This window comes from Rathayibacter sp. AY1D1 (genome assembly GCF_002932635.1).
Lineage (GTDB): Bacteria > Actinomycetota > Actinomycetes > Actinomycetales > Microbacteriaceae > Rathayibacter.
On record NZ_PSVY01000024.1, the window covers coordinates 1 to 23,510 of the forward strand.

Here is a 23,510-nt window from a genome sequence, read left to right on the forward strand (position 1 = left end):
GAACGACCCCCAGGACTCGCTGCCGAGCCGGCTGCTCGTCGGGCGCCCCCTCGCCGGTCGGCTCGAGCAGCCGGCTCGGCAGCGAGTCCTGGGGGTCGTTCGCCCCCATGCGCTCCTGCTTCAGGAGGTACTCGATGGTCGGCTGCCACTGGCGCGCCGACGAGCTCGAGTCGGGAGGCATCGAGCCCGCGAGCGCGATGCGCCGGAGCTCGTCGAACGGCGGCGTCCGGTGACCGCGACCCGCCGCCTCCTCGGCCCAGAAGGTGAGGAAGCGCAGTCGTCTCGCCTCGTGCGCGTCAGGCATCGTGCACCTCCACCGGGTCGACCAGGATCGCGGGCATCAGAACGGCATCCCGTCGAACAGGTCGGGGACGTCCGCGGCCGTCGGCTCGGGGATCGCCGCGGGAGCGGCGACGACCGGTGCTGACGCCCACTCCCGAGCGCCGTCCAGACCGACGTCCGACACCCTGCGCGGGCCGGCAGCACGGTGGACGAGGAACTCGTATGCCGGGATCGACGCGGTGAGCTCGGTCAGGGCGACGATGCGGCTGAGTCCGCGTCGGCCGATCCTCGAGTCGGGACGCTCCACGGCGCTCGCACCAGAGGCGCGCGCCGAGTCGGTGAGCAGGCCGTCGTCGAGCCGGTCACCGAGCAGGCGCGAGGGCGAGTCCGTGTCGGCGAGGAACCTCGCGTACGGCACAGGTGCGCCTCCGGCCAGACGTGCGTCGGACACCGACGCGAGCAGACGGTCGGCGATCGCGGACCGCGGCCCGTCGAGATCCTGCAGGACCCTCGCCCAGGTCGCATCGCCGACGGAGCCGTCGACGCCGTGAGCGCTGAGCGCTGCGGTCCAGAGCGGGAGCAGGCTGTCCTCGCCTCCGCCCGACTGACGGTAGAGAGCGCGGGCGTCCGCCTCGATCTCGACGCCGCGGGGACCGATCTGGCGGGGAGCGCCGGCGAGCGCGGCGGTCCAGCACTGATCGAGCCAGCCGATCGCGAAGATGTCCCGGCGCAGCTCGATGGCGGCACTGCCGACCGCGGCGGGATCCACCACGCCCGCGCCCAGGCGCACCGACTGGGGGAGGTCGGCGACGTCGACGTCCGGCGCGAGTGCCGACTCCTCCGCACGGCCGAAGGGCGCCGCGAGGATCGTCCCGACCACGCGCGACCACGCGAGGAACTGCCCGTAGGCGTCGGTGAGGCGTCGCGCATCGCGGACGGCGTGACGCAGATTCCGCCGGGCCAGCTCCTCCCGCGCCAGGAGTTCGGTCCTGGCGTTGATCAGCCGGAACAGCTCGCGCTGCCCCCGGAGGAACACGATCAGAGTGGTCGCGAATCCGACCAGGAGGATCGAGCCGAGCAGGATCAGTCCGATCGTCACTCCGATCACACCGGTCGCGAGGAGGACGCCCGTCACCACCAGGAGGGCGGTGAACACGATCACGAGGATGCGAGTCGTCGACGCGAGACGCTTCTGCTGAGCCTGCACGGAGGTGAGGATGTCGTCCGCGCTGGCGGCCCGGCGGATGTCCTCGAGGAGCGTGCGGATCTCGAGAGTCACGGCGAAGAAGCTCTCGCCGATCCGCGTACCCACCCGGGCGGCGAAGCTGTCGCCGTGCTCGGCCTTCCACGTCCCGAGGGCCTGCAGAGCGGTCGCGGCGGCGACGCCGACCGCCGGCTGCTCGGCAACGAAGCGGAGGCGCTGCTCGAGCGCGTAGACGCCGAGCACGTCGAAGGGCTCCGCTGCCGGCAGCCCCACCGTCGCCGCGAGGTGCGGAGGCACTCCGTCGAAGGCCTGATCGGCTCCGGGCACGATGCCGCCCGGGCGCCGGAGCACACCCCGCTGAGCTCCGATCTGCACCGGAGTGAGACCGGTGACGCGCTCACCGCCGTCGGCGAGCGTCAGGGAGGCGGCGACGTAGTCCTGCCACAGCGCCGAGAGGTCGGCGTGCGCCTCGTGGTCGCGCCGGGCGCCGCCCTGCTCGTCGAGGATCCTGTCGATCGACGCGGCGGCACCGCCGTAGTCGAGCCAGCTCGCGGGCATGCCGTCGGCCGTCACTCCCTTCACGACCACGGCGTACGCCGAAGGAGCACCGCCGAAGACGAGGCCGTGCACCGCCGCCGCCGCGTCAGCGCGCACCCGGTTGACCACGGCTGCGAGCCAGGCCCTCGGAGCGTTGCGCAGAGCTGCCAGCACGAATCCGAAGAGCATCTTCACCGCGTCCCACGCGCCGATCTGCTTGGTCTTCTGCGGCGGCGTCGAGTCGCGAGGTCCGCGGAGGACACCGGGGTGCCGCTCCCAGAGCTGTTCGGACATGGTCCGGGTCGCGAGCGGAGCGTCCTCGACATAGGTCGCCGCCGATCCGAACTGCGTCGGGAGCGGGAGCCCCCGCTCCATCGACAGCACCTCGCGACGCAATGCGCCCTCCAGCTCCGCCGTCCCGAGTCGTCGGTAGTACGACCGCGACATCCGCGCCAGCTGACCGTAGGCGAGGTTCTCGTCGTCGAGCGGGGAGCCCTCGATACCCGTCCACAGACCGACGAGTCCAGCGATACCGGCGGCCGCGGGGATCCCCAGCTCGAGAGGATCAGCGGTCGGAGTGAGGCGGGTCCGGCCCATCCCGGGCCCGCTCGAATCCTCGGGCGAGAGCAGGATGTTGTGCCAGCCGTCCACCGCGAGGTCCGCCACGGTGGCGGAGTCGCCCGCCCGCGCGACGATCGCCCGGACGCGGACCACCTGCGCCTGTCCGAACGAGCTCTCGAGGAACTGTGCGAGCTCCTGCTCGACCGCGGCGCCGGCGGGCCTCACTCCTGTGAGCGCCGGAACCAGCGAGACCAGGCGGATGCGCTCGGTGCGCCCCGCGCCTGCCAGGGCGTTCAGCGTCGTGCCCTCGATAGCACCGTCAAGGACGGTGAGGGCGGAGATGCCCGTCCGTCCGATCATCTGCGGCTCGACCCAGTGGAACTCGTCGACCATCCCGGCGGCGGACCAGTCGGTCAAGACGTCCCTGACGCCCGCCAGTGGGCCGACGGGGGCGAGGAGGACTGTGATCGTCGTCATCAGAAGGCTCCGAAGTCGGGCTCAGGGATGGCGGTGAGGGCGTCGGCGGGGGCGAAGCCTCCGTCGACGGATTGGGGCAGCCGGGCGGCCGGCACCGGTCGGGCCGCCAGCGTCCTCGCGGCATCGAGGGTCTGCCGCAGCTCCTCGGTGACCAGGATGATGTCCGGCGCCAGGTCGCGGAAAATCGGCGTGGTCGAGGCGGTCCGCCGCGTGGCGATCGTCGAGTAGGCCCCCGGTGCCGCACCGGGCACTCCAGGCGTGAAGCTCGTCGTGGTGAAGGCGTGGATGGACTCGAGCCAGGCGAGCGCGTTAGCGTGCCGGGCGTCGGGGGTCTCCCCTTCGATGCGCGACGGCGTGCCGCTGGGCGTGGCCCCTGTCGCGAGCCAGTTCGCGAGCTCTCGCTCCGAGGAGCGCTCGATGAGCCCGCGCGCAGGTCCTCCCGGGTTGGCGTCCGAGAGCCGACGCAGCTGGCGGTACGGCTTCATCGACGTCATCACCGGTGCGTCCAGCGCCCGCGAGATCGCCAGCAGGTACGACTCCAGGACGGCCGGCAGCCAGTCGATCAGGCGACCGAGGAACTCCGATGGAGGAGTCAGCAGCGGATGCGGGAAGGCCATCCAGCGCTCGTCCTCGGGGTCCCAGATCTCGACCGCCGTGTCGTACGGCGCTTCCGGGATGCGGATCTGGCCCGTCATCTGGCCGACGTACCAGCCGGCGATCATCGCGCGACGCTCGAGATCGCCCATGGGGAGCGAGGCGGGGAGCGGTCGTGTTCGCCGCAACTGCCAGAACGCAAGTCGACCCTGAGGAGAGGTCCCTGCCCATTGCTCTGCGACAGGCTTCAGAAGAGCCTCGAACACGAGGGGCGAGTAGTTGCGGTACGAACCGAAGATGTCGATCCGGGTCAGAGTGCTCTCGGCGTTGATGGCGTTGACGAACGTAGGAGCGACCTCACTCGCCATGTTCGGTCGGGACGCGATCACATCACTCAGCGCTTCAACTACCGGCGATCCTTCGAAGGGGATCCCAGAGAACTTGAAGCGATACTGAACAGGGGAACCGTGAATCGCGTCGACGCCATCGGGATCGATACTGATCAGCGGAAGCGCGCGGGAGAGGGCTTCACCGAACTTCGCTACGAGATCGGCATGTCGATCCGGGAGAGCCGACGGCGGCAGGTCCGTTCCTTCCGCGAAATCACGAAGAGAAAGAGCACAGAAGACACCGAAGGACTCACCGGGACGGCTGACGAAAGCCAGTGCCCGGTGAAGCAGGTCGCGTGGCGCCACGGCGAAGCGATAACGGCCCTGCGACGGGGTCAGCGGGAGTCCTGCGACCGGGTCCCGGTTGAACAGGGTGGGCCGCCACTCTGCAAGCTGTTCTACCAGACCGCCAGGCGCCTCGGCGCCCGTCGCCACCGGCCAACTTCCGCTAACCACGGCCCGGGCTCCGCGCACCCTGGCATCACTGAACGTGACGTCAGCCGCCCCCTCCCCAACTGCCGCTCGCAGGTCGCTCTGGTACTGAGGATCGAAATCGGCTGACGGCGTCAGGAGGATCTCATTGTCGGCCACGCCGAATCTCGCAGGTACTGAACGATCCGAATCTGACGGCCAGGCCGAGTAATCGACGGTTGCGACATTCGCCAGACCGCCCGCCGTGGGCGCCGCGTGAACAGCGTTCTCGAGGATTCGGATCCCCTCGCTGAGCGCCTGTCGCAGGGGTGTCAGCACGTCCGACACGAGCGCCTGGAGGACGAGCCGGGCGATGTCGGCGCTCCTCGCGTACACCGTGTTCACCGTCTGCTGACGGAAGAGGTCGGCAAGCCGTTCAACGAGAGCGCCACCATTGGCGATAGTCCCCCGCATGGACGCGAGCTCCTGTGCCAATACCGGGGGCACGTGTCCGAGATTGCCGTCCTGGTACCCGGCCATGGTGGCCAGGTGCGTCAACATCTGGTCCTGAACGAGCTTCTCGGTGCGATCGACGATCTCTCGCGCGAACGGCAGGCCGAACCGTTCAACAGCTTCGGACACCTGAAGCAGAACGCCTTCGTGCAGCTGTGCGCTCCAGTGAAAACCCCACCGGAATGCCGCTTCGGAGGCACCGCTGACGATCAACCCTCGACGCTCTGCAAGGAACTGACTCAGGGTCGGCAACCATAGGGCTACGGTCGTCGACGGCGGCGGCACGTAGGGCAGGAACGTCTCATCGATGATGCGGCGCCCCGCAGCACTGGCGTCACCACGGGAGAAGGCTACGCTGGTGAACCACTCGAGCACCTGCTGGGTAGAAAGGGCATACATCCGCTCGGAGTAGGGAAGACCGATTCCGTCTGCGATCCGGTTCCATTGCGAATCAACGAGAGAACGTAATTGGTCGGTGCTCGAAGCGTCGTTCCCGGGCTGGAGATGGCCCTCCCTCAGTCGATCAACTGCGGTACGCGCCAATCGCTGAGCGGAGTAATGCCGGTAGCGGTCCCGACCCATCGAGAGACTCGCGAAGCCGAATGCACCCCATTCGAGCGCGTCAGAATCAGTGCCCCATCCGAGGAAGTCAAGATTCGCGGGAGTCGGGTTGGCGACGTTCCCGAGGTCCCATGCGACGAACTCCTCCGAAGCGGTCCCGCTGGACATCAGCGCCGCGAGGCCTCGGCCCAGCCCGCGATACACGGCCTTCGGAGTACCGTCACCGAACTTGATCTGCTCTGCGCCGACCAGTCGACCAACGGGGAAGACACGTTTGAAGGGCTTTTCCTCAGCCCTCGGCAGCAGCTGGCCCAGAGCCCCGAGAATCGCAGTATCGTGCGGTCCCGCAGCCCCGGTCTGTGTTGCAACGATTTCTCCCAACATCGCCAGGGCATTGGCTCGCACACCACCCCTCGCGGCGGAGGGAAGGGAGTCAAAAATGTTGGGGGCCACCATGAACACGCCCACGAGGTTCGGATCGACGCCGGACACGCGCGTGAGAATTCGGCACACATCGAGCGCCATGCTCGCGCCCGATCCTCCTGCCATTGAGGAGACGACGAGGACGACTGGACGATCCGCGGGATCGAAGACACCCGCTCCAGGAAGCCTGCGCTGCAGTTCTGCCATCTCGTTATTGGCTTCGACAGTGTTCAGATTCTGAAAGACGGTGGAAAGGCCCGAGAAAATCTCTGGCACGCGCTGAAGAGTGATCGCTCTCCCGACAGCCCGGAACTGGCCGGCACCGCTGCCGATGGGAACCGTTATCGAAGCCGGACTCCGTGGCGCCCATGTCGCGAACTCGCCCAGAGCCCCGCCTTGCCCGAGCTTCGTGCTCAGCGCATTGTCGAGCACTGTGTAACTGCCAGCGTTCGGGGCGGTCCCGATGTACGAACCACCCTGCTCACGCACATTTCCTATCCCGGCTGATCCGGTCGACTGAGGCGCGTTGGGCACGTCGATGTGCACGAACTGCCAGCCGGCGGGTATCCGGTCGATGCCCAGCGGCGCCAGCTCGGAGTGCAGCTGATCCATCATGTAGGCGAGGGTCGATCCGCCGGAGCCACCGCAACCGACGACCAGGAACTTGTACATGGATCAGACCTCTTTCGATGAGGGATCGAGCGGAGCGGACGAGGGCATCAGAAGGTCCCCCAGGGGTTCGCGTCGGGAGACGAGCGTGGAGGCGCCTCTCCGTCATCCGTCTCCGGACGTGCCGGCGCCACGGGCGGGGAAGCCACGGCGGTCGGCGCCGCAGTGGATCCGAGGCCGGAGCCGAAATTGCTGAAGCCTCCGGTCTCCGCGGCACCGCCGCCTCCGAAGGGCGAGTTCCCCGCTTCGGCCGCAGGAACGTCGGACTCCGGCTCCTCCGCGACGAGACGGGAGAGGATGTCGGGGAGGCGCGCGTTCAGATCGTCCGCGAGAGTGGCACGCTGCGCCGGTGTGGCTGTTCCTCCGATGAGCAGGAGGACTTCGGCCGATCCTGCCCGGCGCCCCGGCTGGTGGAAGACGACCCAGTTGTTGTGGACGGCGAGCGGGAGCCGCGCGGTCGTGCCCTTCGCGGTGGTCGAGGGCGAGGCGCCGGAAGCGCTCGACCAACCCGGGCGGTCCACGCGGACGAAGCCCGCCTCGGTCGGCGCGGCGCCCGCCCGGGCGACCAGCACCGCCTCGCCGGTGACCACACGGCGGGAGCCCCTCGCGCCGATCGGAACCACATCACGGAGATCCTCCGGGACGATGGAGAAGCGGCTGCCGCCGCGGAGCACCGTGCCGTCCGACACCTCCACCGGGACCGTCGTCGCCACGAGGGGCCTTGCCGGGACGACCGAGACGAGCCACTTCGCGAAGTAGAGGACACCGACCGGAGCCGCTACGCCGATGAGGAGCGTGATCGCGAAAGCGACCCAGAACACCGGGGGATCCAGCGGCAGCGCGAGGCTCGCGGTGAACGGCACCTCGACCTCGATCGGCGGGCCGCTTCCGTCCGACGAGGCGAGCATCACGGTGATCGTGCCGTTGATCGCGCCGTTGCCGCCCTGCTCGGTGCTGAGCCTCAACGGGAGTCCCGCAGCGCCCGAGTCGACGCACGAGTCGGCGGACGAGGCTTCCGACTCGATCCTCACGGCACCGAGACCCTGCGGCGACGCGACGACATCGGCCGACTCCGGGGTCAGCCAAGCGCAGCCGTCGCCCGCGAGCGGCAGAACGGCCTGCTGATCGACCGGCCCCTCGACCCCTCCGAAGTCGACGCGCTCTGCGAAGGTCGGGTACGCGGCGGGCGGCTCGATCGAGACCCGCTGCGCCACCACGCTCGGATCGAGAGCGGTCCCGGGCACGACGGCGCCGTCGGCGGCCGTGGCGGATCCGGTGGTCACCTCTAGGCGCAGGGTGAGGAGCCCCGACCCGACGGCCGCATCGGTGAGAGGCAGCGCGATCGGTCGCCCGATGGCCGTCTTGTCCTCGGTCTCGAGGACCGTGACGACGGCTCCCTCCGCGTCCTGCAGCGTCGCGGTGTACCGCATCGTGCCGAGGATCGACGACGGATCGACCGCAGCCCCGCCCCGGCCGACCAGCGCGAAGACCGCACCCTCGACCGTCTCGCCCGCGTGCAGCACGACGCCCGTTCCGTTCGTCCAGATCGGTGCCAGATCGCCGCTGATGTGCAGGTTCGTCTTCGAACGCCGATCGGAAGAGGCCCCCTGCGGATCGGTGAAGGTGAAGGCCCACTGCCCGACCCATGCCGCCTCTGCGGATGACCCGCGATCGACAGTGAGGGACACCGTCTTCTCGGTGATCCACTCGTAGTCGATCGACGCACCGCTCGCGTCGATCACGACCGAGGCGCTCCCGCCGCCGTCCGCGTCGCGGGCGAGATCGACCCGCGTGCCGTCCGGCAGGCTCATGCTCGCCGCGAGACCGGTGGCGTCGGCGGAGCCGAGGATCTTGACGCGGGGCGTCGAGGCGTCGAGGACGAAGTTGTGCGCCTGGTCGGCGCAGGCGACGACCTGGCAGATTCCCGCCTCCTGGGTGAGCGGCGCTCCCCCGGGAGTCGCGATCGCGTCGAAGGCGAAGAGGAGGCTGTCGATGTCGCCTGCCACCTGGAAGGAGCCGGGGACCGGCTCCGTGATGTCGCCGCAGCGCGTCCCGGCGAGGTCGGTGCCGGTGGTGACCGACCTGATGAAGTCGAAGTCGGCGTCCGTCGATCCGGGGCCGGTGAGGCCGACGCCGAAGACCGTGATCCCCGACGAGCGCAGCTGGTCGGCGAGACCGCCGCCGCGGCAGAGGTCGGCGGCGGCGGCGTCGCGCACCTGCGCGGCGGCGCCCGAATCGGTCAGGTCGACGCCGGGGGCGAAGCGCTTCTGCGTCCCGTACTCGGCGCGCTCGGCACCGGTCTCGCGGGGGAAGTAGTCGAGCTTGCCGTCGGTGAACCAGACCACGGCCTGGCAGCCCGCGCCTCCCGTGCGTCCGGCCGCTCGGTCCGCGAGATCTGCACGCGCCCCGTCGAGCGCCGTCCAGTAGTCGGTGTCGAAGCCGTCGACGCGCTCGGCGAGTCCGGCGATGCTCGCCCGGACGCCGTCGACCGACTCGGCGCCGAGCGGCGTCCACGGGAGCAGCGTCGAGTAGGAGTCGCCGAAGACGCTGAGCTGCACGTCGACCGGAGTGCCGGCCTCCGTCGCGAAGTCCGCGAGCTGATCGACGAAGTAGGTGGCCGAGGTGACCCGGCCGAGCGCGGCGTCGCTCGACGTGAGGCTGCTCGACTCGTCGACGAGCAGCAGCACGTCGGCCGCACCACCACCGGCGATGCACGCCCCGAAGGCGCCCAGCGCCGGATCCGCCTCGGCGGCGGCTGCTGCCGGCGCCTGCACTAGTCCGCCGACGATCAGCGGGACCGCGAGCGCGACGACGGAGAGGAGTCCAGCTCCGCGGCCCTTCACAGCTGCCACACCCGTCCCGCCCAGAAGGCGATGCGGGCGGCGCTGGCGATCACGGCGAGCAGCACGATGATCAGGCCCCCTCGGTAGAGCCACGGCGCCCAGGTGGGCGGCGAGTACATCAGCTGGGTGCGCCTCCTGGTGTCGAGCAGCAGGTAGACGGCGAAGAGGCCGATCGCGATCGGGCCCGCGAACGCCCACGAGAGGATCGCTGCGAGCGGGTCCGCTCCGAGCACCAGCGCGGCGGCCCCCGCGAGAGCGGCGACCGCGACTCCGCCGATCAGCCAGCCGATGGGCGAGCGGACGGAGGACGGAGCCGGCTCGGTGGCGACGGCGCCGCCGAAGCCGGCCGACGCGGTGAGGGGAGCGGTCGCCGTCGACGAGGCCCCGCCGAACGACGCTCCGAACGCGTCGGCGCGGGGCGCGGGATCCGCTCTGGACGAGTCGTTACCGGGGGTGGTGCCGCCCCCGCCGGTGAAGCGGCTGAAGTCCCACCCGCCGGTCGGATCACTCATCCGTCGCCCCCATCCTCCGCGCCCTGCGGCGTCCGGAGTCAGGATGACAAGAGCACTCGGCATCGTCACGTCACACTGATCGGTGACACATGACCCGTGTCACATGAAGTGGTGACAGGGCTCCTCTTCTTTGCGGACAGTCACGGACCGGAACTACAGGGAGTGCTTGAAGAAGTCGATCTTCGTGTCGAGGCGGATACCGCACTCGACGTACTTGGCTTTGATCCTCTTCAAGTAGGTGCGTACCGTGTCCTGAGACAGACCCATCTGGAAGGCGACGTTCTTCACCGGGAGCCCCGTCGCGTAGAGGCTCATCACGCGCTTCTCCTGCATACTCAGCGCGGGTCGGCGGATCTGCGTCTCCTGGAGGAGCAGAGCCGTGACGTGCGGAGTGAGGTAGTCGCGCCCCGACAGGGCCGCCTCGATGGCGAAGCCGATCTCGGAGGCGCTCTCGCTCTTGGACGCGTACCCGAGCGCTCCCGCTGCGAGCGCCCGGTGCACGACTGTCGCGTCGGCGAAGGTGCTGACGACGATGACCTTCATCCCCCGCGCGGTGATCTCGGCGACGCGCGCCTCGATCGTGCTGTCGTCCTTGAGGTCGACGTCCACGATCACCACGTCGATGGGGCCGGTCAGCTCCTCGAGAAACCCGACATAGCTCTCCGATTTGACGACCACGCGGATCCGGGGATCGGCCGCCGTCAGCCATGACTCGAGTCCATCGAGGAACATCCGCTGATCATCGACGATCGCGACGTTGATGAGGCCGGTGAGTGCCATCAGGGTCCGTCCTTCGAGCGCTGTCCGGATCGCTCGGGCTGAATCTAGGACACGTCACGCCACTCGGTCACCGGTTTGCTACATCACGTCTCTTCGCGGTGCTCCGAACGGAATGCATCGCTATAGATCGTCATCGGGACCACTCCACCTCGACGACGACGAACCCGTCCGACTCGTTCGAGGTCCCGCCGAGACGACCGACCGCCTCGACGAGGCCGCCGAGCGCGACGTCCCGCTCGAGCATCACGCCCGGCCCGGCGGTGAGCACGACGCCGACTGAGTCCCCGTACCGCGTGACGACGACGGCGACCGAAGCCGACCGGCGCGCAGCGAGGGTCTGCAGTCGTCCGATCACCTCGAGCAGCACCGTCCGGACGCGGTCGGGGATGTCCTCTGCCGCTCCCTCACCGTCGAGCACGTCGAGCTGCGCGGGCGAGCGCAGGCGCTGCAGATCGCGCGACTCGAGCGCGAGCGTGAGCCACCCCGACTCCGCCCCTGATGAGAGGAGGCCGCGCACCCCTCGCGCGACGACCACCGCCGAGTCGACCGCGATCGGATCGAGGGGGAGCGGCGATCGGCCCGACGCGACGTCGTCGAGCAGAGGAGCGGCGAGCTCCCTGAGCCTCGACCGGCGATCGGCGAGCAGCGAATTCGCCGCCGCGACCGCCGCCCGCTGCGACTCCAGCCTCGCCGCCTCGTGGTCGAGCTCCTGCAGCTCGACCACCGCTCGACCCGCCGAACGCAGATAGACCGCGACGCCGACAGGGACGACCAGCGCCTCTGCGCAGATCCGGGCGACAAGCGCCGGCAGCACCCAGGGGCCGTCGACGCCGACGGCCCCCGACGCCAGAGCGAGGCACAGGAGGGTCGTGGTGTGCGCCCCCGCGAGCGTCAGCACCACGGCGCTCGGCTGGGACCGGTAGAGCCAGACGAGGGCGAGCGACACCCCGGTCACTCCGATGTTCGCCCCGGTGAACCGGACGCCCGCCGGCGTGATGAGGGTCGCGGTCACGGTCGCGCCGACGATCAGGAAGACGAAGGCGGCGAGGGCCGCGATGCGCCGGAAGCGCCGTCGCGACGCGGTCGGGCGTCCGGTCAGCGCACCCGTCGCCAGGAGGACCGCGAGGCACAGTCCCGCCAAGCCCGGCACGAGGTAGTCCTGCCAGAAGACGCTGACGAGGAGAGTCGCGTCGGCCACCCCCACCCAGCCGATCACCATCGGGGCCGTCCGCGAGCTCCTCCTCAGGCGCTCGGCCGCCGGAACGGGCGGCGGAACGGCGCTCCCCGGGAGGGCCCGCACGACGTCGGGGATCTCGATCCGCACCCGGGTCCCCTCGCCGGCTATCGAGGTGACGGCGGCTCGACCACCCACCGACTCGATGCGACGGACGATCGACCGCGCGACCCCCCACCTGGTCGGCATCGGCGAATGCGTCGGATCGAAGCCGTCGCCGTCATCCGCCACCTCGACGGTCAGGAGGGAGGTGTCGCCTCCTACCCGCACCGCGACAGCGTCCGTTCGGGCGTGCAGTCGCACATTCCGGAGCGCTTCGCGGACCGCTCCGTCCAGGGCGAGGCGCGACTCCTGCTCGAGCACCTGCGACCCGTCGGTCGAGACGTCGACCGCCCAGCGCAGGTGCAGCGACTCGGCGACCCGCTGCCAGCCGTCGATCAGGTCGCCGACGGTCGGGACGTCGAGGGGGGAGTCGCGGCCGGCGGTGAAGTCGGCGAGGTCCTCCCGGCAGCGCTGCCGGAGCTCGGCCGGGTCCATCCCCACGCCCCCGTGCGCGAGCATCGTCAGCGTCGCGAGCACGTTGTCGTGGACGGCGATGTCGTGCTCGCGACGCCTCCGGGCCATCTCCTCGCCGTACACACGGTCACGCCGGGCGGCGGCCAGAGCAGCGATCGCCGATCCGGCGAGCGCCGCCCCCCGCCGCATGCCCCAGCCGCCCAGAGCGCAGACGACGATCAGGTTGACCGACCACAGGCAGCCCGCGAGGATCCTCGGGCCGGGTGCGCCGAGGATCGCGGCCCCGACGAGAGCGATCGCCGCGACGGTCATCGAGACGACGAGAGCGTGGCTGAGGCGCTGAAGACCGAGCCCGAGGAGCGTCAGTGCGATCCCGATCGCGAGGGGCCGAGCGGGTTCGATCACCTCGGCTGCGTCCGCGCCTATCGGCTCCCACGGGTCGACCGCCGTCGACCACCACGTGATGAGCCCCGCGGCCGTGACCACGCCGAGCCAGACGGGTGACCAGAGTCGGAGCGCAAGGACGATGACCACCGCGGCGATAGCCGCTGCTCCGACGGTGGCCGCAGCACCCCGCGACAACGCCTCGAGGAGTACCACCAGCGTGTAGGCGAGACCGACGTGGATCGCGATCCTCCGCAGGACAGCCGATGCCGCCGCCGCCTCCCCACCGGAGTCGATCGGAGCCTGAGTCGCAGCCGCCACGGCACCTCCCTGCTCGGCCGCACGAGCATAGGCCGGGGTGTCTTCACCGGGCTCGTCCCCTTAAGCGGTGACGCCTCCCTGCATCGGGATCCGCGTACTCTCGGCCCGACCGACCGACGAGAGCAGGAGATCATGGCCAACGAATCCGACTACCGAGCCGCCATCGCGCGGGTCAAGAACTCGCCGGCGACGGCGAGCCGCAGCGATTGGGATCTCGTCAACAAGGCGGCGCAGCAGGCAGGAGAACTGGGGAACCGTGCCCGCGAAGCCCGCGACGGCCGCTGAGCGGCGCCCGGGCCGGAGCGGATCGTCCTTCCGCTCTTCACCACCTCCGCGTCGCCGTCGACCGGTGAGCCTCGTCGGGCCCGCCAGGACAGTTGCCACGGGTGCCGGGTCGCGCCCATGAGGGCAGGACGGTCCGGACCCGCGCATCACAGAGAACGCTCCCACCGACCAATACGCCTCCGCCGCCGCCGGAGAAGTTGAACGCGGCGCACTCGTAGTTCGTCTTCGGGCGCGGCTCCCCGACGGCCGCGCCGTCGCCGCCGCTGAGGAAGGCACCCGCGCGACCCGCGTTGCCGTCGGCGCAGGGGCTGAACCTGTCGTAGCCGGCCGCTCCTCCTGATCCGCCGCGGGACGACGTCGCTCCGCCGCCGCCGGCTCCGTCGACCGCGGCGTTCCCGCCGCCGTTCGCACCTCCCTGTGCGCCGTTGCCTGCATCGGCGTCGCCGCCGCGCGCGTTCGTCCCGCCGACGCCGCCACCACCGCCTGCGACCGCCAGGGCGTGCTGACAACCGTCGGACCCGACCGTCGAGAGGTACTGGGGGTCACCGCCCCTGCCGCCGGCGTTCAGATCGGGACTGCCGGCCTCGGGCGCCCCTCCGGACGGCGCACCGGTGATGCGGCCGAGCGTCAGCACCTGCCCGGGCGTCACGGCCACATCGACGACGAGGGTGGAACCGGAGCCGCCGATTGCTCGACCGCCCGCGCCGCCTCCGGGTGCGTAGTACTGATCCCCGCTCCCCTGGCCGTCCGCTCCGCTGAGGACGGCTCGGACGGCGCCGACGCCCTCGGGCACGACGACGTCCGAGAGCGGGACGACTCGGTCCGACGTCAGGCACGGGGAGGAGAGCGCCGGAGCCGCCGATGCGGCCGGCGCAGCCACCACCGTCAGCCCGGCGCCCGCGACCAACACGGCCGCGGCGACGAGAGAGTGGAAGAAGGACTGTCGCATGCGCTGCTGCTCCTCGGCGGCCGGTGGCGCGAGCTCGTACTCGCGGTCGGCTCACGGTAGAAGAGGGAACGGCTGCGTATCGGGAATCGAGACAGACCCCCTACTCGGGGCGACGACGAGCTGCACCTCCTCGACCCGCAGGAGGGCGTCGGCGGTCCCGCTGCGCCGGCGGGAGACCGCTCCGGCGGCCCCGCGCAGTCACACTCCGTCACGATCCGGCGCGCACTCCCCTCGGCCTGACAGGCTCCCGGCATCCGCCTTCCGGGCGTCTGGACAGGAGCACACCGTGACGATCACTGCACCGGCGACCACCGCGACCACTGCTGCGGCGACCACCGCGACCATGACCTCCGCGCCCGCATCCCGCGCCTCCGCGGCGGCCGGCTTCTCCACGCGCCAGGTGCACGCCGGTGCCGCGCCCGACGGCGCCCACGGAGCGCGCGTCACGCCCGTGCACCTCAGCGCCGGCTTCGTGTTCGACAGCTTCGAGCACGCCCGCGAGCGGTTCGCCGGCGAGGACGAGGGCTACCTCTACACCCGCAACGGGAACCCGACCACCGAGGAGGTCGAGCGTCGGCTCGCCGATCTCGAGGGCGGCGCCGAGGCGATCCTGGTGGCGAGCGGCCAGGCGGCCACCGCCTCCGCTCTCCTGGGGATCCTGCAGGCCGGTGACCGGGTGCTCTCGTCGCGCCGCTTGTACGAGGGCAACCGGGGGCTGCTGGTGCAGAACTTCGGTCGGCTCGGGATCGGCGTGGACTTCGTCGACGACGCGTCGGACCTCGGCGAGTGGGAGCGGCGGATCGGGCCCGACACCCGGGTCCTCTTCGGCGAGCCGATCCCGAACCCGAAGAACGATCTGCTGGACCTCCCGGCGCTGGCCGCGATCGCGCACCGGCACGGGCTCCCGTTCGTGGTCGACAACACGCTCGCGACCCCGTACCTCCTCCGCCCGATCGAGCACGGGGCCGACGTGGTCGTGCACTCGACCAGCAAGTTCCTCGCCGGGCACGGCTCCGCCCTCGGCGGCGTGATCGTCGACGCCGGCACGTTCGACTGGGCGGCGCGCCCCGCGCTCTTCCCGCACCTCAACCAGGAGGAGCGGTCCTTCGGCGGCCGCAGCTGGACCGAGCAGCACGGCCGGCGCGCCTTCGTCTCGTACACGCGGGACATCGTGGTCTCCCGCCTCGGACCGACGCCGTCACCGCTGAACTCCTTCCTGCTGCGGCAGGGCGTCGAGACGCTGTCGCTCCGGGTCGAGCGGCACTCGGCGAACGCCCTCGCCGTCGCCCGCTTCCTCGAGGAGCGGCCCGAGGTCGTGTCGGTCGACTACTCCGGCCTGGAGTCGAGCCCGTCGTTCGCCCTCGCGCAGCGCCTGCTCCCCCGCGGGCAGGGCTCCGTCTTCTCCTTCACCGTGGCCGGAGGGGAGGCGGGCGCGGCCGCCTTCATCGACGCCGTCGAGCTGTTCAGCCACATGACCCACCTCGGCGACGTGCGCTCGCTGGTGCTGCATCCCGCGTCGACCACCCACGCCGGACGCACCCCCGCCGAGCGCGCCGCCGCCGGGATCCACCCCGGGCTCCTCCGGCTGTCGATCGGGATCGAGGACGTCGACGACCTCCTCCGCGACCTCGAACGCGGGCTCGCCGCGGTGCGCGCACGCGCCCTCCCCGCGCTCGCGGAGGTGTGAGCGTGGCGCGCCGTCAGCACTTCGGCTGGTTCTTCTCCCGGGGCTTCGGACCGCAGGGATGGGGGCACCCCTACCGGGAGTGGAACCACGACTGGACGAAGCCCGGCCTCTACCAGCAGTCGGCCCGCGAGCTGGAGCAGGCCGGCTTCGAGCTGATCGTGATGGAGGACGCCGTCTCGCTCGGCTCCCCGGAGACGCTCGACCTGCGGGTGCGGGGAGCGTACGGCGGGCCGAAGCACGATCCGCTCCTCCTGGCGCCGTACCTGTTCGCGGCGACCGAGCGGATCGGGCTGGCGCCGACGATCAACGCCGGCATCACGCCCCCGTACCTCGCCGCCCGGCAGGCGGCGACGCTGCAGCACCTCAGCTCCGACCGCTTCGGGATCAACCTGGTCACCGACGTCGGCAGCGCCCGCCACGTGGGCCTGGAGCCGCTGTCGCACGACGCGGCCTACGACCGGGCGGACGAGTGGATGGCGGTCGTCCGCCGGCTCTGGCACAGCTGGGGCGAGGGCGCGCTGATCGCCGACCCCGGGTCGGGCCGCTACGCCGACGGCACCCGGATCGACGCGTTCCGGCACCGCGGGGAGCACTTCCACGTGGACGGACCCCTGAACGCCGTCCCCTTCGCGAACGGCGACCCGATCGTCGTCTCCCCCGGCGGGTCTCCGCGCGGCCTGGCCTTCGCCGGCACGCAGTCGGACGTGCAGCTCGCGCTCGCCCCTCTGGAGGCCCGGGCGGTGCGCGACTACCGGGCGCGCGTGCTCGCCGCGGCCGAGCAGCACGGGCGGACGGCGGACGACCTGCGCGTGCTCTTCGTCGTGAAGCCCGAGATCGTGTCGAGCCCGGAGGAGGCCGCGCGCGTCGTCGAGGCGTCGCGCCACCCCGACGAGGACGCGCTGCGGCGGATCGCGCTCGGCTGGTCGAGCGACCTGGAGACCGACCTCACCGGGCTGGACCTGGACCTCCCCGTCCCGCGGTCGGTGTTCGGCGAGCACGTCTCGCACGGCACCATCGCCGGCCTGTACGGCGGCACGGAGGACGCTCCGCTGCGGGAGCTGCTCACCAGGAAGGCGCGCAAGGGCCGCGTCGCCGAGCGCGCCGGCTTCGTCGGCACCGCGGAGGAGTTCGCCGACTTCGTCGAGGAGCTCGGCGACGACGGCGGCAGCGACGGGCTCCTCCTCTCCGGGGACCTGCACCCGGTCACCCTGCACCGGATGCTCGACGACCTCGTCCCCGTGCTGCGCCGCCGCGGGATCCTCCGCGACGAGCTCGCTCCCGGCGGGACCCGCGCCAACCTCTTCGGGACGTAGGGGGGGGTCCGCCCCGTCTCACTCCGGATCCTGCGCCCGGCCGGGCACCGGGCGGAAGAACCCGTGCTCGATCTCGTGGGCGAGCTGCACAGCCTCGACACGCGAGGCCGCCCGGTCCACCGCCGGCGGCCCGGCCTCATCGGGGGTGCAGAGGGAGCGGAGGCGCTGAAGGACGGCTCCTCGCCACTGTCGTGCGATGCCGCCCGCCTCGGTGCTCCGCCGTCCCACCTCGTCGAGTCCCCGCGAAGGCGCTCCGCCGTTCACACGGCGGCCCGCACGGCTTCGAGCGTCTCGAGGAGGAGGGGACGCGGCATGGCGAAGACGAGACGCACGTGGTCGGCGTATCCGGCGCCGCACAGGCGTCCGGAGGTGAGCGTCACTCCCGCCTCGCGCTGCAGGTGCTGCGCGGGATCGGCGAGGCCGAGAGCACCCAGGTCGAACCAGGCGAGATACGTCGCCTCCGGGGTGCGGTGCCCGATCCGGGGCAGCTCGGAGGCGAGGAAGTCGGCGATGAGGCGCCGGTTGCCGTCGAGGTAGTCGACGACCTCGTCGAGCCACGCTCCGCCCTCCCGGTAGGCGGCCGTCGAGGCGATCACGCCGAGATTCGAAGCGCCGTGCTGCACCGCGAACCCGAAGCGCGAGTAGACGTCCTCGTCTGCGTCATTCGTGGTGATCAGCTGCGCGGCCTTCAGGCCGGGGATGTTCCACGCCTTCGAGGCGCTCGTTCCGGTGACGGAATGCCGGGCGGCCTCCTCCGAGACCGAGGCGTAAGGGATGTGGGGGACGCCGTCGAACCGCAGCGGCGCGTGGATCTCGTCGGCGAAGACCCGCCCGCCGTGGCGCTCGACGACAGCGGCGAGACCTTCGAGCTCGGACCGCGGCAGGACCGAGCCCGTCGGGTTGTGCGGATTGCAGAGCACCAGGGTGCCCGCTCCCTGCGCGAAGGCCGCATCGATCCCGTCGAGGTCGTGCTCCCAGCGGCCGTCGACGATCGTTCCCGGGACCTCGATCACCTCGCGTCCGATGGCCGACAGGTAGGTGAGGAACGGCATGTAAGCGGGGGTAGGCACGATCACCGGTGAGCCGGGGCGGGAGAACTCGGTGACGGCCACTCCGAGCGCGGCCATGACATCCGAGACGGAGTGCACGCGGGCGGGGTCGACCGTCCACGCGTACTGCTCAGCGAGGTACTCCGCGGCGGCCTCGCCCAGCTCGCCCGCAGTCGAGGGGGACAGATAGCCCAGCACGTCGCCGGCCACGGCGTCGTGCAGTGCCCTCCGAACGGCCGGCGCCGTACCGAAGTCCATCTCGGCGACCCAGGCTCCGATGGTGCCGGGGCGGAGGCTCCACTTGCGGCTCGTCGGGCGGTCGAGTCGTTCGCGCGTGAGCGAGTCGAACAGGTGCATGGGAGTCCTCGGGGAAGCGGGCGGAGGGCGCCCCCGCTGGTCGATCGGGGCGCCCGAGGCGGGGGCGGCTCAGCTGTTGTCGAGCGGGAGCCCGGGCGGGTTCACCAGGGCCTCGTCCACGGCCTCGTCCTGCAGGCCGTAGGCCGACAGCCAGTCCTGGTACTGGCCGTTCCCGATGAGGTAGCCGAGGGCCTGGGCGATCGGCTCGGCGAGTCCGGAGTCCTTCTTCACAGTCGCCGCGATCAGCCCGTCGAGCGATTCGCCCGCTCCGGAGAACGTGCCGGCGTTGCGGGTCGGGTCGGCGCCGTCCTCCGAGATCCGGTTCTGGTAGACCGTCGTCGGGTTGGGCCCGAAGTAGGCGTCGATCCGGCCGGAGCCGAGAGCGAGAGTGACGGAGTTGGCATCGGGCAGTCGCGTGATCTCCAGGGACCTGCCCTCGGACTGCAGACGGGCCTGCCACTCGAGCAGGATCTTCTCCTGGTTGGTGCCGCTGCTGACCGCGACGGTGAGTCCGTCGAGGTTCTCGTAGTCGCCGTCGAACTCCCAGTCGTTCGAGGCGAGGACCTGGAATGCGAGGGTGTCGGCGCGGTAGGAGGCGAAGTCGTACTTCTCCTTGCGCTTCTCCGTGACGGTGATGTTCGAGAAGCCGACGTCGCTGCCTCCGGTGTCGATGCCCACGAAGAGGTTGTCCCAGGTGGAGTTCTCCACCTCGGGCTGCAGCCCGAGGACGGCGGCGACGAGGCGGCCGAGATCGGGCTCCGAGCCGGTGAGGGTCTCGGTGTCGGTCCCGGTGAACGCGAGCGGAGGGAAGCCTGCGGGGAGAGCGCCGACGCCGATCGTCAGGGTCCCGCGGTCGAGGATCTCCTGCGGCAGCGTGCCGCGGATCTCGTCGACGACCGGCACGTCGATGTCCGTCTCGGTCGCCGCTCCGTTGGAGAGGGCAGCCACGGTGACGGTGGTGGTGCCGGAGGCGGCTCCCGGGGAGGCCGGGTCGGAGGCGGCGGCACCGGAGCAGGCCGCGAGGCCCGTCGTCAGCGCGGCGGCAGCGAGAAGCGCCCCGACTCTGGTCCAACGAGTGATGTGCGGTCTGGTCATGATTCGATTCCTGTGTCTGTCGTGCGGATGGAGAGGAGGAGGAGGAGTGCGGGGGCTCAGCCGAGGACTCGGCCGAGGAAGTCGCGGGTCCGCGGATTCTGCGGGCGGTCGAGGACCTCGCTCGGGCTGCCCTGCTCGACGACGAGGCCGTCGTCGACGAACACCACCCGGTCGGCGACCTCGCGGGCGAAGCCGATCTCGTGGGTCACGACGATGAGGGTGCGGCCGCTCTCGGCCAGCGACCGGATGACCTGCAGCACCTCCCCGACGAGCTCGGGATCGAGAGCCGAGGTCGGCTCGTCGAAGAGGATCACCTCGGGGTCGAGCGCGAGCGCACGCGCGATGGCCACGCGCTGCTGCTGGCCGCCGGAGAGCTGCCTCGGATAGGCCGCCGCCTTGTCGGCGAGACGGACGTGCTCGAGCAGGGCGCGTGCCCGCTCGCGGGCCTCCGCGGGCGGCTGCCCCTGCGAGATCGGCGCCTCGGTGACGTTCTCGAGGATCGTCAGGTGCGGGAAGAGGTTGAAGCTCTGGAAGACGAAGCCGATCCTCGCCCTCTGGCGCAGGATCTCCTTCTCGCGCAGCTCCTTGAGCCGACCGCCGCGCAGCCGCACCCCGATCAGCTCGCCGTTCACGGAGACGAACCCCTCGTCGAGCTTCTCGAGATGGTTGATCGCCCGCAGCAGGGTCGACTTGCCCGAGCCGCTCGGACCGAGGATAACCGTGACGGTGCCCGCCTCGACGCGCAGGTCGACTCCCCGGAGCACGGTCCGGTCGCCGTAGGACTTGGTCGCGTTGTGGATCTCGATGGCGGCGGTCATCGCGCACTCCTCAGGCCGGCGAGCGAGCGCCGCACCCGCTGGAGGGGCGTGGGCGCGAGCTCCCGGTGCGCGCCGCGGGCGTAGAAGCGCTCGATGTAGAACTGCACGACCGAGATCGCCGAGGTCAGCACCAGGTACCAGATCGTCGCGACGACGAGCAGGGGGATGATGTCCGTCGGGTACGTGCTGCCGAGGTTCTGAGCGACCCCGAACAGGTCGAGCAGCGAGACGTAGAACAGCAGCGAGCTCGCCTTCAGCAGGCCGATGATCTGGTTCACGTAGGCGGGCACGATCGAGCGGAGCGCCTGCGGGAGGACGATGCGGGTGAACTGGCGGCGCTGCGGGATCCCGAGCGCCTTCGCCGCTTCGTGCTGCCCCTGATCGACCGCGAGCACCCCGGAACGGACGACCTCGGCGCTGTAGGCGATCTCGGACAGGCTCAGGCCGATCACGCCGAGGGCGAGCGGAGGCAGCAGCGACACCGTCGGCACCGACCACTGCGGACCGAAGGGGATGCCGATGCCGACGGTCGGATACAGGTTGCCGAGATTGAACAGGAAGATGAGGACGAGGATCAGCGGCACCGAGCGGAACAGCCAGATGTAGACCCAGCTGAGCGTCGACAGCACCGGATTGCCCGAGAGCCGGGCTACGGCGACGACGATGCCTCCGACGAAGCTGATCACGGCGCTGATGGCGGTGGCGAGGAGCGTCAGCTGCAGCCCCTTCAGGATGGCCGGACTGAAGAGCCAGGTCCCGACCTTCGGCCACTCCCACGACGGGTTCGTGAAGAGGGTCTGTCCGGCGTTCAGCAGGAGCACGAGGACCAGTGCGGCGACCACCCAGCGCACCGGGTGGCGCAGCGGCAGCACCGGCCGCTCGCCGAGTCGGGCGAGGTCGATGCCTCCGGGAAGGGGGCCGGACGTGTCCCGCGGTCGAGGCGGCGCGATCGTGCCGCTCATGAGGCACGCCCCGTGACGCCACCGCGCAGGCGTGCTCCGCCGTCGGGCAGGGACGCGGTGAGCTGCGCGAAGGAGTCGTCGTGCGCGGTCCGGATCCTCGCGACGTCGAGCGGCCGATCGGTGAGCGTCCGCGCATAGCCGTGCAGGACGACCACCTCCGGAGGCTGGTTCACGTCGTAGAGCGGTGTGTAGCCCGCGGTGAGGTAGAGCCGCTGCGCCTCCGGCTGGAGCGGCCCGGTCGTGAGGTAGACGGTCGAGTAGCCGAGCCGGCGGGCCTCCGCCTCGAGCTCTGCGACCACGCGCAGGGCGAGTCCCTGCCGACGGTGCGCCGAGGATGTCCAGATGCGCTTGAGCTCGGCGGTCGTGTCGTCGAATCTCTTCAGCGCGCCTCCGGCGATCGCGGTGCCGTCGCGCAGAAGCAGGACGAAGGATCCCTCCGGCGGGGCGAACACCTCGCTCGGGTAGCGCGCGAGCTCGGCCGATGCCGGCTCGCCCCAGGCGGTGCCGTAGCGGGTGTCGTACTCGCGCTCGAGCTCGTCGAGCAGGGGCCGGGCCCGCGGGTCATCGGCCCGCACATGGACGAACTCGTCGGCCGCGACGGTGTCAGACGAGGACACGAGCGGCCTCCTCGGCGGCCTGGGCGGCCGCGGCGTCGCGTCGAGCGACCTCCTCGCGCACCAGCGGTATCACGTGGCGACCGAAGTCGAGGGTGTCGTCGACGTAGTCGTAGCCGCGCGCCGAGATGATGTCGACCCCGAGATCGACGTAGTCGAGCAGCGCGGCGGCCACCGTCTCCGGCGTCCCGACGAGGGCGTTCGAGTTGCCGCGCGCTCCCGCGGCGACTCCCGCCCTGGTCCAGAGCGCGCGATCGAAACGGTCGCCTGCGGCGGCGATTGCGAGGAGGCGCTGCGAGCCGGTGTTCTCCGGCGCGGCGAGGCCTCCGGGGGCGGTCTCGCGGGTGCGCGCCTCGATGCGGCGGAGGATCCCCTCCGCCTTCTCCCAGGCCTGCTCCTCGGTGGCCCCGAGGATGGGTCGGAAGGCGACCTGGATGCGCGGCGCGACGTCGCGGCCGGCCGCCGCCGCCGCCTCCCGGATGCTGCGGATCTGCTCGGCGGTGTCCCGCAGCGGCTCGCCCCAGAGCGCGTAGACGTCGCTCTCGGCGGCACCGACGGACAGAGCGGCGGGAGAGGAGCCTCCGAACGAGATCTGCGGCCGAGGCTGCTGCACCGGCCAGACGTCGCTGACGAACCGGGAGAAGCGGTAGTGCTCCCCGACGTGATCGAACGGCTCACGGGTCGTCCAGACCTGCTTGACGATCCTGATGTACTCGGCGGTGCGCGCGTAGCGCTCGTCCTTGCTCAGGTAGTCGCCCTCCGCGGCCTGGTCCGCGTCCGACCCGCCCGTGATCACGTGGACGCTCAGGCGGCCTCCACTCAGCTGATCGAGGGTCGCGAAGGCTTTCGCCGCGACCGTGGGGTAGGAGACGTTGGGCCGGTGCGCCAGCAGCAGCTGGATGCGCTCGAGCCGCGACGCGATGAAAGCGGCGGCGACGGCGGGGTCGGGGGCTCCGGAGTGGTAGGCGAACAGGATGCGGTCCCACCCGCTGTCCTCATGAGCCGCGGCCAGACGCACCGTGTACTCCGGGTCGAAGCTCGCGCCGCTGCGTGCTCGTGTCTCGCTGCCGTCGTTGAGCGCGGCGATGCCGAGGAATTCGATGGGCACTCGAGGCTCCTGCCTGTCGGGGCGCACCGTTCTGCACGCCGTGGGGGCCGACGCTAGGGTCC

17 protein-coding genes are annotated in these 23,510 nt (G+C 71.0%); 3 read left to right on the forward strand and 14 right to left on the reverse strand.

The window, feature by feature from the left end:
- From C5C56_RS13485 to C5C56_RS13515, 7 genes are all read right to left on the reverse strand, one after another.
- The coding region (locus tag C5C56_RS13485; protein ID WP_146086487.1) for a hypothetical protein at window positions 1-304 on the reverse strand (304 nt) is incomplete at its 3' end.
- A gap of 36 nt (window positions 305-340) precedes the next feature.
- Window positions 341-3,061 (reverse strand): hypothetical protein, encoded by a 2,721-nt coding sequence (locus C5C56_RS13490; RefSeq protein WP_104319775.1) that lies wholly within the window; start codon window positions 3,059-3,061, stop codon window positions 341-343.
- Window positions 3,061-6,624 carry a tubulin-like doman-containing protein gene (locus tag C5C56_RS13495; RefSeq protein ID WP_104319776.1) on the reverse strand — a complete coding sequence of 1,188 codons (3,564 nt, stop codon included), beginning with the start codon at window positions 6,622-6,624 and terminating at the stop codon, window positions 3,061-3,063. The genes C5C56_RS13490 and C5C56_RS13495 overlap by 1 nt, the downstream gene beginning before the upstream one ends.
- A gap of 47 nt (window positions 6,625-6,671) precedes the next feature.
- Window positions 6,672-9,473 (reverse strand): vWA domain-containing protein, encoded by a 2,802-nt coding sequence (locus C5C56_RS13500; protein ID WP_146086488.1) that lies wholly within the window; start codon window positions 9,471-9,473, stop codon window positions 6,672-6,674.
- Window positions 9,461-9,976 carry a hypothetical protein gene (locus C5C56_RS13505; RefSeq protein ID WP_104260770.1) on the reverse strand — a complete coding sequence of 172 codons (516 nt, stop codon included), beginning with the start codon at window positions 9,974-9,976 and terminating at the stop codon, window positions 9,461-9,463. The genes C5C56_RS13500 and C5C56_RS13505 overlap by 13 nt, the downstream gene beginning before the upstream one ends.
- 153 nt (window positions 9,977-10,129) lie before the next feature.
- Window positions 10,130-10,756, reverse strand: coding sequence for a response regulator transcription factor (locus C5C56_RS13510; RefSeq protein WP_104319778.1), 627 nt, complete (start codon window positions 10,754-10,756; stop codon window positions 10,130-10,132).
- Window positions 10,757-10,886: 130 nt separating this feature from the next.
- Window positions 10,887-13,211, reverse strand: coding sequence for a sensor histidine kinase (locus tag C5C56_RS13515; RefSeq protein ID WP_104319779.1), 2,325 nt, complete (start codon window positions 13,209-13,211; stop codon window positions 10,887-10,889).
- Window positions 13,212-13,343: 132 nt separating this feature from the next.
- Here C5C56_RS13515 and C5C56_RS17970 point away from each other — a divergent pair, with 132 nt between their 5' ends.
- A complete protein-coding gene (locus C5C56_RS17970; protein WP_181137608.1) occupies window positions 13,344-13,496 on the forward strand; it encodes a hypothetical protein in 153 nt (50 codons plus the stop codon).
- A gap of 37 nt (window positions 13,497-13,533) precedes the next feature.
- Here C5C56_RS17970 and C5C56_RS13520 read toward each other — a convergent pair whose 3' ends face one another.
- Window positions 13,534-14,445, reverse strand: coding sequence for a hypothetical protein (locus tag C5C56_RS13520; protein ID WP_104319780.1), 912 nt, complete (start codon window positions 14,443-14,445; stop codon window positions 13,534-13,536).
- Between the two features lie 343 nt (window positions 14,446-14,788).
- Here C5C56_RS13520 and C5C56_RS13525 point away from each other — a divergent pair, with 343 nt between their 5' ends.
- Together C5C56_RS13525 and C5C56_RS13530 are read left to right on the forward strand one after the other, a co-directional pair.
- Window positions 14,789-16,132, forward strand: a complete 1,344-nt coding sequence (locus tag C5C56_RS13525) for an O-acetylhomoserine aminocarboxypropyltransferase/cysteine synthase family protein (protein WP_104226570.1) — start codon at window positions 14,789-14,791, stop codon at window positions 16,130-16,132.
- Window positions 16,133-16,134: 2 nt separating this feature from the next.
- A complete protein-coding gene (locus C5C56_RS13530; protein WP_104268974.1) occupies window positions 16,135-17,445 on the forward strand; it encodes an LLM class flavin-dependent oxidoreductase in 1,311 nt (436 codons plus the stop codon).
- A 260-nt stretch (window positions 17,446-17,705) separates the two neighbouring features.
- Here C5C56_RS13530 and C5C56_RS13540 read toward each other — a convergent pair whose 3' ends face one another.
- From C5C56_RS13540 to C5C56_RS13565, 6 genes are all read right to left on the reverse strand, one after another.
- Window positions 17,706-18,851, reverse strand: a complete 1,146-nt coding sequence (locus C5C56_RS13540) for a MalY/PatB family protein (RefSeq protein ID WP_104247108.1) — start codon at window positions 18,849-18,851, stop codon at window positions 17,706-17,708.
- 69 nt (window positions 18,852-18,920) lie between these two features.
- Complete coding sequence (locus tag C5C56_RS13545; protein ID WP_104319781.1) at window positions 18,921-19,946, reverse strand: transporter substrate-binding domain-containing protein; 1,026 nt, start codon at window positions 19,944-19,946, stop codon at window positions 18,921-18,923.
- Between the two features lie 56 nt (window positions 19,947-20,002).
- Window positions 20,003-20,764 (reverse strand): amino acid ABC transporter ATP-binding protein, encoded by a 762-nt coding sequence (locus C5C56_RS13550; protein WP_104223287.1) that lies wholly within the window; start codon window positions 20,762-20,764, stop codon window positions 20,003-20,005.
- Complete coding sequence (locus tag C5C56_RS13555) at window positions 20,761-21,726, reverse strand: amino acid ABC transporter permease (RefSeq protein ID WP_104233982.1); 966 nt, start codon at window positions 21,724-21,726, stop codon at window positions 20,761-20,763. Before C5C56_RS13555 ends, C5C56_RS13550 begins: the two co-directional genes overlap by 4 nt.
- The gene (locus tag C5C56_RS13560) at window positions 21,723-22,343 is read right to left on the reverse strand and encodes a GNAT family N-acetyltransferase (protein WP_219813900.1); all 621 of its coding nucleotides are present in this window, start codon (window positions 22,341-22,343) and stop codon (window positions 21,723-21,725) included. The genes C5C56_RS13555 and C5C56_RS13560 overlap by 4 nt, the downstream gene beginning before the upstream one ends.
- Window positions 22,330-23,448: an LLM class flavin-dependent oxidoreductase gene (locus C5C56_RS13565; protein WP_104223289.1), complete on the reverse strand. Its 1,119-nt coding sequence runs from the start codon at window positions 23,446-23,448 to the stop codon at window positions 22,330-22,332. Before C5C56_RS13565 ends, C5C56_RS13560 begins: the two co-directional genes overlap by 14 nt.
- Window positions 23,449-23,510 lie beyond the last annotated feature (62 nt).

What these genes read in the sequence shown, in the direction of transcription:
- C5C56_RS13490 (WP_104319775.1), bottom strand. Translation starts at nt 3,061, where the DNA reads ATGACGACGATCACAGTCCTCCTCGCCCCCGTCGGCCCACTGGCGGGC.
- C5C56_RS13495 (WP_104319776.1), bottom strand. Translation starts at nt 6,624, where the DNA reads ATGTACAAGTTCCTGGTCGTCGGTTGCGGTGGCTCCGGCGGATCGACC.
- C5C56_RS13505 (WP_104260770.1), bottom strand. Translation starts at nt 9,976, where the DNA reads ATGAGTGATCCGACCGGCGGGTGGGACTTCAGCCGCTTCACCGGCGGG.
- C5C56_RS13510 (WP_104319778.1), bottom strand. Translation starts at nt 10,756, where the DNA reads ATGGCACTCACCGGCCTCATCAACGTCGCGATCGTCGATGATCAGCGG.
- C5C56_RS17970 (WP_181137608.1), top strand. Translation starts at nt 13,344, where the DNA reads ATGGCCAACGAATCCGACTACCGAGCCGCCATCGCGCGGGTCAAGAAC.
- C5C56_RS13520 (WP_104319780.1), bottom strand. Translation starts at nt 14,445, where the DNA reads ATGCGACAGTCCTTCTTCCACTCTCTCGTCGCCGCGGCCGTGTTGGTC.
- C5C56_RS13525 (WP_104226570.1), top strand. Translation starts at nt 14,789, where the DNA reads ATGACCTCCGCGCCCGCATCCCGCGCCTCCGCGGCGGCCGGCTTCTCC.
- C5C56_RS13540 (WP_104247108.1), bottom strand. Translation starts at nt 18,851, where the DNA reads ATGCACCTGTTCGACTCGCTCACGCGCGAACGACTCGACCGCCCGACG.
- C5C56_RS13545 (WP_104319781.1), bottom strand. Translation starts at nt 19,946, where the DNA reads ATGACCAGACCGCACATCACTCGTTGGACCAGAGTCGGGGCGCTTCTC.
- C5C56_RS13550 (WP_104223287.1), bottom strand. Translation starts at nt 20,764, where the DNA reads ATGACCGCCGCCATCGAGATCCACAACGCGACCAAGTCCTACGGCGAC.
- C5C56_RS13555 (WP_104233982.1), bottom strand. Translation starts at nt 21,726, where the DNA reads ATGAGCGGCACGATCGCGCCGCCTCGACCGCGGGACACGTCCGGCCCC.